Genomic DNA, 13,773 nt, shown 5'->3' with positions numbered 1-13,773 from the left:
TAGGGATGAATTTTAAAACGATTTATTCTGTTGTTTGGTATATATTTATAGGCTGTTTTAGCTTATGGTTAATTTGTGGATTAGGCTATAAGTTTTTGTTTAATGATACTGTTGAGCAGTCTAGAATGGAATTGACACAAGTTTTAAATGCAACTTTTCCACGAGAACACTATATGATCGCTGGAGATGTATATGATTCGAACAGAAAAAATCTATTATCTAGAGGAGTATCAATAAACATAAAGAAAGATTTACTACATAGAGATATAAAATCAATAAAGCCCTTGAGTGGGAATTGGACCTTAGTTGACCAAACTGAGTCTCGTTATGTATATGAAAATCAATCATATAGAGTATATGTAACAAAGGATCCGGTAAATGATGGATATATTGTAGTGTTAGCTCGTAATAATTGGTTAGAAAGATTGCATTTATAATTTTATTTTAAATGGAGCCATATATGAAGATTGGTCTTTCATTATTTTTATTATGTATATATTGTCTATATTTTATTAGGAATCCTTATTTTGTATTAGACAAGGAACAAGTTAAACGTTCTAAATCTATGTTATATACGGAAATAGGAATAGGTTGTCTGGGTTTTATACTCATTAATATTCCTTATGATGGTGCTAATTTAATTCATCTTTTAGCTGTTATAGGCATATTGAGTTGGGTATTAGAATTGTGGTTGAGAATTTTGGCCGTTAAGTCTGACTCTTCACTTACTTTAGAGAAAATGCCTATTCTATTGAAAAAAGCAAAAAAAGATTTTTATTCTGTAATACCTATAATAGTTATTTTTATGCTTATGATTATTTTTAATGTGATAATTGATAATTTTGAATAATCTTAAATTGCAATATGAAACTGAATATAACTAAAATTAAGTATATTTTGATTGATTAGTGAAAGAGAGTTGTATGAAGCAACTCTCTTTTGTCATATAAAACATATATATACATAAAATGTTGATTTTATGTTTTCTGAGAGATATAATCGAACTAATAAGTTAATAATTATTTGAAAGTAATATATAGGAGAGAGAATTATGAAAGTAGTATCAATCGCTGCCGGTTGTGTGGGTCTAGTTGGCGTTATGTGTGTAACGACAACTTTGGCAGCGGATGTACCTTCTTCATTTATACAACAAGAAGCGGCTCGAGCCGATGCTTCTTTGCGTCAACGCGCGGAGGCACCGATGGCAAGGGCCGCTTTGTCGCGTTCAGAATCAAGTTATGACAATTTAAATGGCGTACCTATGGATGCATTACCACAAGAAGCAGTGTCATTTCCAATTGACCAGATTGTGATTACGTCATCAGAACCTGTCTTTAAGAAGTATAGAAATCGACTTAAAATATATAATCATAACAACATTGGGGCAGAGGGGATTGCTGTTTTACAAAAGCAATTACAAGAGCAAATTCTTGCTGATGGATATGTAACGAGTCAAGTGGTAGTTCCGAATCAGGATTTACAATCGGGTACACTTACTTTTGAAATTTTACCGGGCTATGTGGAAGATATTGTTCTCACGAATCCAAAAGCTCGCACGAATTGGCGAAGTGCGTTTTCTGTTCGTCCCGGATATGTACTGCGTAGACAAGCATTAGAGCAAGGTATAGACCAGATGCGAAATGTACCGGGACAAGATGTAAAGCTTAGTATTGAGCCAGGTACAAAGCCACTTCACTCTATTGTGAAGCTAACGGTAGAACAAAAAGGATTTGTGCATGGGTCGTTGATTTTAGACAATGCAGGTTACGAATCGACAGGGAAATACCAAGGTACTATGTATGTATCATTTAGTCAGTTGGCAAGGCTTAATGATACTTTATCGGCTAGTATAACGAAGGATATTGGTCATCATGGTGATGGACATGGATCAAAGCAGTATGCCATAAATTATGCCGTACCTGATGGAAATCGAATGTATCGCTTATCCACGTATCAATATAGTTATCATCAATTGGTATTTATGCCAGAAGCATTCCGTTCTTCTGGGAATACTCGGGGGATTGAGTTTTCTGTAGAGCAGGTTTTGAATCGGACGAGTCGCTCCAAGACCGCTGCTGTCGCTAAGGTGATTCATAAAACACGCCATAGTTACATTGATGATATAGAAATCGGTGTACAAGAGCAACATACCACAGCATTGGAACTAGGATTATCCCATCGTCAGTATAGTGGGAATACCATGTCTGATATATATCTCTTTTATCGTCAAGGCATACGAGGTCTAGGTGCTACAGTTCGCAGCTGGGAAGGCGTGGCAGATAATCCGACTACGTTATATAAAATGGCGGGACTTGAGGGCGAAGTGCAAAGCGGTGTACGCATCGGTCATAAACAAGGTGTGTATACGATGCGTTTTAGAAGTCAGTTTACAAATCAACGATTGTTTGGAACTGATCAATTTAGTATCGGTGGACGCTATTCCGTACGTGGCTTCAGTGGGGAAGAAACATTACGTGGTGACTCTGGTTACTACATTCAAAATGAATGGGCCTTACCGTTCAGACGACAACAAATAACTCCGTATATAGGTGTAGATATAGGTCATGTATGGGGACCGTCAACAGCGACACAAATTGGTAATACATTAGTGGGTGGCGTTATTGGTATCCGAGGAAATATCGGCGATGCATTTCGCTATGATGTGTCATTAGGGACTCCAGTTAAAAAGCCGGATGGTTTTACTACTGATACAAGTGTATGGGCTTTCAGGTCCAGTTATCAGTTTTAATTAAAAATGTGTGTTATTAAATGAGAGAGTATAAGGAAAGAATAATGAAAATTAAACAGTATACAGCAACCGCATTGTGTGCAGCCTTATTAGTTACAAATTCTGGACCGTGGATTCCGCTAGCAGTGGCACAATCTATTGTACCGAATCAAGGAAAAATGGGTCCAACTATGGATGAAGCCCCTAATGGGACGCCCATTGTCAATATTAATAAACCGAATGCTAATGGGTTATCTCACAATCAATATGATATGTTTAATGTAGATGATAAAGGGGTTATTCTAAATAACTCAAGGAGACCTATATCTACAGAATTAGCTGGCTATGTGATGGGTAATCCTAACTTGAGAGGTGCTGCAGCTAAGACGATTTTAAATGAAGTAACTGGAACGGGTGCGACTGCTATGAATGGTGCCTTAGAGGTAGCAGGTCGTAAGGCACATGTTATCATTGCTAACCCAAATGGGATTGCTGTTAATAATGGGACATTTATTAATACTAGTGCGGCTATTCTGACAACAGGAAACCCTATTATTACAGATGGAACTATTGCTGGATATGATGTGAAGCAAGGTACTGTGACGGTATCTGGACAAGGTCTCGATGCATCGCGTACATCTCGTACAGATATTTTGGCTGAAGCGGTACAGCTCAACGGCAAGGTATGGTCTGATGAAAGCCATGTGGTAACCGGTAAAAATGCAGTATCTGTCGATGGTAGTGGTAAGGTAACTAATGTTACGAAGACCAGTAACTCAGAACAGGTAGGTCTTGACGTTTCTCAAATCGGTGGTATGTATGCGAATAGCATGTACTTAGTAGGAACCAATGATGGTTTTGGCGTGAATAATAAAGGGATTCTTTCCGCACAGAATCATATTTCTGTAGACAGTACCGGCAAGGTACAAAATAGTGGCACTGTGGTGGCGCCGGATATAAGCATTAGTGTAAAAGGCTTTACACAAGTCGGTAAGGCTAAATTCTATGCTGATTCGGCACGTATTTCAGCAGATGCTTTCACACAAACCGGTAATGCTGTTACGAAAGATGCACCGGTACTCATCGCGCGTAATAATTTAGCGGTGGCTACCAATACAATAAAAAATACGAATGGTAGTGTGCTGAAGTCTGAAGGCGTACTACAACTAGGAAAGACGATGGATTATAACGGCGCTATAGCCGGCAAGATGGATGCGTTGACTAATGTGGCGGCTACTATCGAGGCCGGTCAGCAGGGAGTGATTTTTGCAAAATCCATTGCTAATAAAAATGGTGGTATTACGTTGAAACGGGCTACTACAGGAACTACGGAGCATATTAAAAATGAAGTGGCACCGGCAGGCAGTATCAAACGATATCAGCTATCTGAGGAACGTATTTATGATCATGATGATCCAATTCCACAAGATAAGGTTGTAGTTCACTCTTCTGAAAATTTACAATTGTCTATTAATGGAGAGCATCATGATAGCTGGACGAAATATGAATATGATCGTACACGAGTAAAAGAAGTAGTGGATACGTCCAAACCAGGGCGTATTATTTCGGGTGGTAACTTACAGATTGAAGCAGACGTTGTTACTAATGATGCTAGCCAAATCAGTGCAGCGGGTACTTTGGCTGGTAAAATCGGCCATTATGAAGCGCTTAATCCGAAAGGAAATGAATATATTAGTGAGAATGGGACTGCTACTGGTTATAGTCGCCATAAACATCATGGATGGGATTCCACGAATATTCGTGAGGCGGAGTATCATAATGATGTAGTGCAACCGATAGATATACCAGTAGCTGTTTATGGTAGCAATATAGCGAACAGCACAACAGGTGCTACGGTAGATGCATCGGTATTGACGTCTATGAGTCAGTTATCCACCAATCCGAATACAACGTATGCGATGGAAACTGACCCGAATTTTACCAATCGAAGAAGCTTCTTATCCTCTGATTATGTCATCAATCGGTTACAACTTAATCCTATGCGTACACAAAAACGATTAGGAGATGGTTACTATGAACAACAATTGGTGATGCAGGCTATTTTACGTCAAACAGGTAAAAGTAGACTACAGGCAGGGCTTACAGAAGAAGAGCAGTACCGTAAATTAATGGATGCAGGTCTTACCGTGATGAAGTCTAAATCGATGACGCTCGGACAAGGATTAACTGAGTCGGAGCAACAGCAATTGACGGAAGATGTGGTAATGCTTGTCAGTCAACCGGTAGTGTTGCCGAACGGTAAGACTGAAACCTTACTCGTACCAATATTATATTTGGCGCCGACCACACAACGTGTTGAGGGGGCTGCAAATATGCAGGCTCAATCGATTAATTTGCAAGTAGGTACGATGCATAATCGCGGTAGCATAGTGGCGGATGATGCGATAACTGTACATGGTAATACGATACACAATGATAACGGACTGATTAAAGGTCGCACAACAACAGTGGTGGCGGATACCGATGTTCGTAATACACAAGGCACGATAGAAGGCCGTGAACGTACAACTGTATATGCTAAGAATGATGTGATAAATGAGGGCGGTACGATTAAGCAAACCGATGAAAAAGGAAAGCTTGTCGTAGTGGCAGAGCGTGATGTTATCAATAACGGAGTTAAGTATGAAGCCAGCAATAGTAAGGTTGTATGGAATAATGCCAATAGCCGCCGTGAAACGGTAACTGCTGTAGATCAAGGTCAAATTACGGCGAAAGGCGATGCTGTAGTTACAGCAGGTCGTGATGTTGCTATGCAGGGTGGTAAAGTGACTTCCGATAAGGATGTTACTCTAGTAGTTGGACGTCAGGTAAACATGCAGTCTATGACAGCGAATCATGAATTAGAGGAACATCGCTATGACAAAGGAAAATCCGGTGGTGGTCATTCTCAGACTACAGAAACACATGATTTAGTGAATGAAGCGACATCTGTAGGTAGCAGTGTGGAAGGTAAGAATGTAACTGTGGCTGCTAATGCTGATGTAGCACTTAGTGGTAGTGAAATTTTGGCAGCTGATAAGGTACAGGTGGAAGGTCAGAATGTAAAACTTGATACTGCATCGGCAACAAGTACCGTTGACCATGTGTATAAGGACAAGAAGAAAAGTTTAGTTAAACGGGAACGTACGGATGCAACCAGTGTAGCACAAGTGACGGCTGTAACAGGTTCTGTTGTGAGTGGTAAAGATATTGCAATTAAATCTAGTCATGATGTGACAGGACAATCCGCTAAACTGATGGGTGAACAAAGTGTTCAAGTGACGGCAGTTGGTAAGGTTGAACTCGGTGCAGATAAGAATGTAACGAAAGAAACGAGTACATATCGTCATAAAACCTCAGGTTTAATGGGAAGTGGTATCGGATTTACTATTGGTACAGAAAAACGAAATATAGATGATACCAATCGTGAAGAGGAAACTGTACGTAATACTATTGCTAGTACGAAGGGCCGGGTAAACATTGCGGCTAATGATACGGTACATCTTACTAGTGCCGACATATTGAGTAAAACCGGTACAACAATTGAGGGGGCTGCAGTGACCCTTGATGGTAATACTGATACGCAACATATGACACATGATGATCGCTATAAAAAGTCAGGTTTAACAGTAGCATTAGGTGGTGCTATAGCTGATAGTGTAACGAATGCAACGCGAACTATTAAACAAGCTGGTGGCCGTGATGATAAACGTTTGGCAGCACTTGAACTTAATGAAGCTCGTAAACAGTTACAAGATGGATATGAAGCTGTAGATAGTGCTTTACATGGAGCTAAAATACGAGATGCAGTAACTGGTAAAGTTGAAAAAGTAGATGGTAAAGCTAAACGAGGTTCAAAAAATATTGATAATGCTATTAATTTATCTGTATCAATTGGAAGCACATCACAGAAACAAGGTCAAACTGTAGATACCGCAACTTATAAGGGAGGCTCTGTTATTAGTGACGGCGATATTCGTATAACGGCTCGTGATACTAAGAAAACTGGTATTACCCTTACTGGTGAAAGTGTATCTGCTCAATCTATTAGTTTGGCTAGCGCTAGCGATATTAATCTTGAGGCTGGTAAGAATACAGTAGATGTGAAGAATGACTATAAGAGTTCTGGCTGGAGTGCAGGCGCGAGTATTAGTTTGACTGGTGGTGGACTTCTCGATATTAATGCGAGTGCTCATATGGCACGACAAAATGGAGATACCCATCAAGAAAGTTATGTGCCAACAAAAATTAAAGCTGCTAAATTAGCACAACTTAAGGCTAAACGAGATACGAATATTATTGGCTCTACTGTAGCGGGTAAAAAGGTAGAAGTAGATACAGGTCGTGATTTACATATTCAAAGTTTGCAAGATGTAGATAACTTTAAAGAACATAGTAAATCCGCTGGATTCTCTGTATCCTCAAAACCTACTTTCAAAGATCCAACTGGCAGTATAAATGCTAGTGTAGGACGAATTGATAGCAAATGGAAAAGCGTAACTCAACAAGCAGGTATCCTTGCAGGAGAAGAAGGCTATGACATTAATGTCGGTAATAGTACTACATTAGAAGGTGCTGTAATAAAAAGTGATGCTCCGAAAGTTAAGAATAAGTTGACCACTAAATCTCTAGAGATGAAAGATATCCAAAACGAAGCTGAGTATACATATAGCAATAATGGTATTGGCTATAACTACTATGGCAGTAAAAAGAAACTCGAAGAGATGAAGACCAACGATAAAAAAGGCTATGATAAGATTTATAACAGTATCGGTCTAGTTCCAAATTTAGGCGTAGGCTCTAAAGGGAAAGCAAGCTCCACTTCTCAATCTGCTATTTCTGATGGTATACTCACAGTAGATGGTAAAGAAATTGATACTAAAACCATCAATACGAATACCGAAAATACATTACATCAACTAGATAAGATTTTCGATAAAAAGAAAATTGAAGAACGTCAAGAATTAGCTCGTCTTTTCTCTAAAAACGCATATGAACAACTACATAATTGGCAACCAACAACTAAGGATGGAAAAGTTGCTAAGTCAATAGCACATGGTATCATTGGCGAGTTGTCTGCACGTATGGCTGGTAATGCACCGGGTAGCGGGTTTAAAGCTACTATGACTAATGAGTTGCTAATTGGTGAAATAAAGAAAGTAGCTAAACATGATCCCGCATTAGCACAATGGTTGAGTGCTGCAGTAGGTGGTGTGGTTAATAAAGTAACTGGCGGCTCAGTAAATACTGGTGCAGCAGTGACATCTTATGCCACTAAATGGAATGATGAATCTGGTGTAAAAAGTTCTTTAGAAGAAGCTTATGCTGCTATAGATAGAGATATATTAGATGAAATAAATAAGCAAGAATACGATGACCTTAATTTTTTATCTAAGTCAATAATTAAAGGCACTCAGATTGGAGAAAGGTCTGATTTGTTAGCTTCTATATTTGGCAAACACTCTCCTAACTATAGTGTAGCTGTAGCTTTATACAAACATGCATTATATGGTGATGGGGAAAAGCAATATTTTCCTCTAGGTACAGGTGCCTCTCAATTAATAAGTAACCATTCTTCATTTATTAATGGAGTGAAAGAAAAAAGTGCAGATTTGTCAGTTGGTGAAAGTAAAGTACAATACTTTGTTATTAAAACAGATGGTAATGCTAAAGCTGCATTCGGAAAATTAAAGATTGGTGTTAGAATGACAAAAATTTCTGAAGATAAAGTTCATGTGGTTGGGCAAGCAAAAGATATGTATAATTTTGAATGGCTTCCTGATTATGATAGTGATATTCCAGCTGTTCCACCAGCGGAATTCTCTGTTGATTATATAGCTAAACTGTTGTCTATAGCGGAAGATACATCAAAGCAAAGCGCATTAATTGCTGCAAATAATATTGCTTATTTAGAACAGAGAGCTGGAATTATAAAGCCTTATAAATATGGAATTCAAATTGATACTGTTATTTAAACTAAAGTGAGTGCATAGTGAAATGAAATATATATTAGGTATTTTTATAGGTATTGTTCTTTTGATAGTAGGTTCAATAATTTATATTGGTGAATCTAATTCTTATAAATATGAACCTCGTTATTTTTTAGGTTATTCAAAGGGTGAAAATTATATACTAGATACTCAAACTGGTGTTACATTAGAACATAATGGATACTCTTATGAAGCGCAATCAGATTATTTATATAGTTATGGAAAAACAGGTTTTTTAAAGCTTGATTTAAACTCAGGTCAAACTCATTATTTGTTTGATGACCAAACTGATGAAATATATAAAAATAATATTTTAAATAGATGTTTAATAGAGAAAAGAGAACAGAAACCAACACTAACATATATTTGGTCTAATAAGAATGACTTAACTTTAGAAGAACAGGATGTTTATAATCAGTTGAAAGATAAGAAGATGAGATATCCTAATCGTTCTATCATTGTTAAAGTAAAATAATAGTACTTAATATTTTTAGGTAATTTATATGCACCGTAAGACAAACTTGTGATATATTTATTAAGACTTTTATACACTAATAAATAATTTGATATTACAGATTATTTTAATGGCACCTATATCCCCCATATGGGGAAGATATAGGTGTCATTTTTATAAGCCCGTATTAAAAATCAGTATTACTCAAAATCTAAGTAGTTCTATTAAAATCACTAGATTTTTACGATTTTATGAGTGTTTTATGATAAAATAAAAGGTATGAATACTTCAATAACTAGGTCTATTACCTATAATGGCGACAGAATTGAATATGAGTTAACCATCAAGCGTGTGAAGAATATGAACATGCGCATTACAAAGGATGGTGTGATCCATGTGTCGGCGAATGGGTATGTGCCGGATTATAGGGTGGACAAGTTTGTCATCGAGAATATGCCTTTCATTGAGCGGGCTCGTTACAAGATTGATGCATTGAATGCCAAGCGTGTTGAGGCGTTACAGTATGTGAATGGTGAAAGCTTATCCATCCTCGGTATTCCCGTTACCTTACGCCTAGTTGAGCAGGATGGAAAGCCTCATATCGGTTTTGATGGAAAAGCCATCCTTACCATGGTGGTACCTCGAGGTACGACCTTTGAAGCAAAGCATAAATTAATGCAAAGTTACTGGCGTAATTTAGGGGAGAAGGTCTTTGTCCATTGGGCGAAGGTCGTATATCAGCGCTTTCACAAGCAATATATCGATGTTCCTATGCCAACTATAAAGCAGCAGCGTATGAAGAGCCGTTGGGGTTCTTGTACGCCAGCAAAGCAGCTCATCAAGATGAATACCCGCTTATTAGAGGGGCCACAGGCGTATATTGAATACGTTATGGTTCATGAGTTTGCCCATTTTAAATATTTAGACCATTCCAAGAACTTTCACAATCTAGTGGCACAGTTTTTGCCAGATTGGAAGGCTCGTAAGAAGTCATTGAACGTGTATTTTGCTCATCGCCCTTAAAGGAGGTGTACCATGCAGCCATTTGTACATTTACATAGTCATACAGAGTTTAGTTTGCTTGACGGCATCAGTCGTTTGCCTGACATGGTACGTCGTGCGAAGGAGCTAAATCAGCCCGCCCTTGCCATTACAGATCACGGCAATATGTACGCAGCTATTTATTTCTACAAAGAATGTATGGCGCAGGGCGTTAAGCCTATCATCGGTTGTGAAGTGTATGTAACGGAAAATAGCCGATTTGATCGTCCTGAAGGTCGCAGCCGTGAACGATTAAAACATCTCATCCTATTGGCGGAGACCATGGAAGGGTATCGAAATCTCGTTAAAATTGTGTCGAAAGCCTCTACTGAAGGGTTTAATTATAAGCCTCGTGCAGACCGCGATTTATTGCGCCAATACAGCAAGGGCATAATTGCCCTTAGTGCTTGTATTCAAGGGGAGATTCCTCAGTATATTTTGCAAGATAATATGGAAGGCGCGAAGCGATCCATTGAATGGTATATCGAGACGTACGGCAAGGATAATTTCTTCTTAGAAATTCAAAATCATGGCTTGCCAGAGGAGGCTAAGGCCCAAGAGGAGCTCATTAAGCTCAGCAAGGAATATGGCCTTGGCATCGTAGCGTCTAACGATTTCCACTATGTCTTAAAAGAGGATGCGGACGCGCAAGATATTAAGGTTTGTATTTCTACAGGTCGTCGCCGTGCCGAGGTGGACCGCTTAAAGTTCCCTAATGATGAGTTTTATCTCAAGTCTGGGGATGAAATGGCAGAGTTATTTGGACATATTCCGGGGGCCATCGAAAACACCTTAAAAATTGCAGACCGCTGTAATGTAGAGTTTGATTTCGATGAACATCACTTGCCGCACTTTGATGTGCCAGAAGGGGAAACCTCTAAAACGTATTTACGTAAGGTTTGTGAACGAGAAATTCCACGCCTTTATGGTGAAGCCTCTGAAGAGTTACAAAAACGTTTAGATTACGAGTTAGATGTTATTGGCACCATGGGCTTTGAGGACTACTTCCTCATCGTATGGGACTATGTACGCTATGCCAGAGAGCACGATATCTTAGTAGGCCCTGGCCGTGGTTCTGCGGCAGGTTCTGTAGTAGCCTACCTATTGGGTATTACCGGTCTTGACCCATTGAAATACGACTTGCTCTTTGAACGGTTCTTAAATCCAGAACGGGTAAGCATGCCCGATATCGATATTGACTTCTGCTATGAAAAGCGTGGTCAAGCCATCGAATATGTGACGAGAAAATACGGTCAAGCTCGCGTATCTCAGATTATTACCTTTGGTACAGAGGCAGCACGTGCCGTTATTCGTGACGTAGGCCGCGTGCTCGACTTACCACTGGCGGAGGTAAATCGTATTGCTAAGATGATTCCTAATGAACTAGGGATTACCTTAGATAAGGCGCTACAAGGCAAGGACTTAAAGGCTTTATATGAATCAGATTCAAATGTAAAAGAACTGTTTGATTTCGGTAAAAAGTTAGAAGGGATTGCACGTAATTCGTCCACTCATGCAGCGGGCGTCGTAATTTCTGCGGATCCTCTAGATGATCACGTACCGGTACAAAATGCCAACGATGAAGGCTTTGTAACGCAGTACGATAAGGATAACATCGAGGAATTAGGCCTCTTAAAGATGGACTTCTTGGGCCTACGTACCTTAACGGTTATGGGGGATGCCTTAAAGCTCATCAAGGCTAACCGCGGCATTGACCTCGACTTAGATGCTATCCCACTTGATGATAAGGCGGCTTGTGATATCCTTACAAAAGGCGATACATCTGGTGTATTCCAGCTTGAGTCGGAAGGTATCACCAAGCTTGTTATGGACCTTAAGCCTGAGCATTTTGAGGACTTAATCCCGTTGGTAGCTTTGTACCGTCCAGGGCCACTAGGCTCTGGCATGGTGGCAGACTTTATTGATCGCCGTCACGGTAAAAAAGAGGTTACCTACTTACATCCCATATTGGAACCCATATTGAAAGATACCTTTGGGGTAATCTTGTACCAAGAACAGGTTATGCAGATTGCCTCCGCCATGGGGGGATTCTCCCTTGGTCAAGCAGATTTGATGCGCCGCGCCATGGGTAAGAAGAAGGAATCTGTCTTAAAAGCACAGCGGGAGTCCTTTATTCAAGGCTCCGTTAAAAACGGTATTGATGAATCCGTGGCGAACGAAGTATTTGATTTGCTTGTATACTTCGCAGGCTATGGCTTTAATAAATCACATAGTGCGGCGTATGCGTATATCGCGTACCAAACGGCGTATTTGAAAGCCCACTATTTCCCTGAATTCATGGCGGCAACCATGACTAGCTTCATGCAGAATATGCAGAAATTGACTTACTACATTAATGCCTGCAAGAAGCACAATGTTAAGGTACTAGGCCCAGATATTAACTATTCTGAGCGTAGCTTCGCCGTACAAGACGATGCTATTCGTTTCGGGCTTGGCGGTATCAAGAACGTAGGGGACAATGCCATCGATCGCTTGATTACTGAGCGCAATGAGCATGGTCTATATACGGATATCGTGGACTTCTGCAAACGGGTGGATAATAAGGTCGTTAATAAACGATTGCTTGAAAGTCTCATTCGTTGTGGTGCCATGGATGGTTTCAAGGAAAATCGTAACCAATTGTTGCACATGTATGAAAGCGCACAAGCCGTTGGTGCTAAAGAGCAAAAGGATGCCGCTATGGGCACTATGAACCTCTTTGGCGATATGGAAGAAACTGTCGATTTCATTCCTGTTCCTAATGTGGAGGATTTATCGGAAGACGATAAATTAAAGGATGAAAAGGAATATACTGGCTTTTACATTACGGGGCATCCATTGCAAGGATATGCGAAGGAGTTGGAAGGGCTCTTTGAATTAGGGGCTCTTGTAGAAAATCCAGAGCAATATGATGGTCAAACCATTACCTTTGGCGGTCTCATCGAAAATAAATCGGACCGCATGACAAAGCGCAATGAGGTTATGTCCATTCTTCGCATCGAAGATTATTCTGGTGCGGCTAACGTAGTAGCATTCCCTAAGGTCTTTAGTCAAAGTCAACAATTCCTTGCGGTCGATATGATCGTTAAGGTAAAAGGTCGGGTTGATGCGGATGAAAAGGGTGTGCAAATCATTGCAGATCGTATTACGCCATTAAAGGTAAACTATAGTCAGGCAAAACAGGTGGCAATCCACATTTATAGTCAATATGATACGCCAGAAAATAGTGAAGCCTTAAAACGCGTGCTAGTAAATACAGCAGGCTCCGTGCCAACATCGTTATATTTACACCGTCAACGGAAACGCATTAATTTACCACCGAATATGTGCTTTGACCCTAGTGACGAATCCATTAAGGCTATTGAAGCTATTCTAGGGGAGGGCTCCGTAGAGGTGCAGTAAACATATAAAGTTAACGCAAGTATGTGTGACATGTAATGAGCATATATAGGTGCAACATGTAATAAGCATATACTTGATACAATAAGTATATAAACGGTGAAGAAAGACATATGTTGCGTGGGGCACAGATAGCTTTTACCAACATTGATATAATAAGA

General features: G+C 39.6%; 7 protein-coding genes. All 7 read left to right on the top strand.

Going from position 1 to position 13,773, the window contains the following annotated elements:
* The first annotated feature begins 5 nt into the window (after positions 1-5).
* The 7 genes from NE668_RS08560 to NE668_RS08530 all read left to right on the top strand — a co-directional run bounded on the left by NE668_RS08560 (position 6) and on the right by NE668_RS08530 (position 13,615).
* Positions 6-437: a hypothetical protein gene (locus NE668_RS08560; RefSeq protein WP_004695256.1), complete on the top strand. Its 432-nt coding sequence runs from the start codon at positions 6-8 to the stop codon at positions 435-437.
* A 23-nt stretch (positions 438-460) separates the two neighbouring features.
* Positions 461-850 carry a hypothetical protein gene (locus NE668_RS08555; RefSeq protein WP_004695258.1) on the top strand — a complete coding sequence of 130 codons (390 nt, stop codon included), beginning with the start codon at positions 461-463 and terminating at the stop codon, positions 848-850.
* Between the two features lie 201 nt (positions 851-1,051).
* Positions 1,052-2,749, top strand: a complete 1,698-nt coding sequence (locus NE668_RS08550) for a ShlB/FhaC/HecB family hemolysin secretion/activation protein (RefSeq protein ID WP_004695260.1) — start codon at positions 1,052-1,054, stop codon at positions 2,747-2,749.
* A gap of 44 nt (positions 2,750-2,793) precedes the next feature.
* Positions 2,794-8,703, top strand: coding sequence for a two-partner secretion domain-containing protein (locus NE668_RS08545; protein ID WP_227037405.1), 5,910 nt, complete (start codon positions 2,794-2,796; stop codon positions 8,701-8,703).
* A 22-nt stretch (positions 8,704-8,725) separates the two neighbouring features.
* Entirely contained in the window at positions 8,726-9,193 is a 468-nt protein-coding gene (locus tag NE668_RS08540) for a hypothetical protein (RefSeq protein WP_004695264.1), read from the top strand.
* Positions 9,194-9,427: 234 nt separating this feature from the next.
* Complete coding sequence (locus NE668_RS08535; RefSeq protein WP_004695265.1) at positions 9,428-10,195, top strand: M48 family metallopeptidase; 768 nt, start codon at positions 9,428-9,430, stop codon at positions 10,193-10,195.
* A 12-nt stretch (positions 10,196-10,207) separates the two neighbouring features.
* Positions 10,208-13,615: a DNA polymerase III subunit alpha gene (locus NE668_RS08530; protein ID WP_227037407.1), complete on the top strand. Its 3,408-nt coding sequence runs from the start codon at positions 10,208-10,210 to the stop codon at positions 13,613-13,615.
* Positions 13,616-13,773 lie beyond the last annotated feature (158 nt).

The sequence above is a fragment of the Veillonella parvula genome (genome assembly GCF_024461875.1).
Classification (GTDB): domain Bacteria; phylum Bacillota; class Negativicutes; order Veillonellales; family Veillonellaceae; genus Veillonella; species Veillonella parvula_I.
The sequence above is the reverse complement of the archived record's forward strand: the minus strand, read 5'-3'. Positions and strand labels throughout refer to the sequence as shown.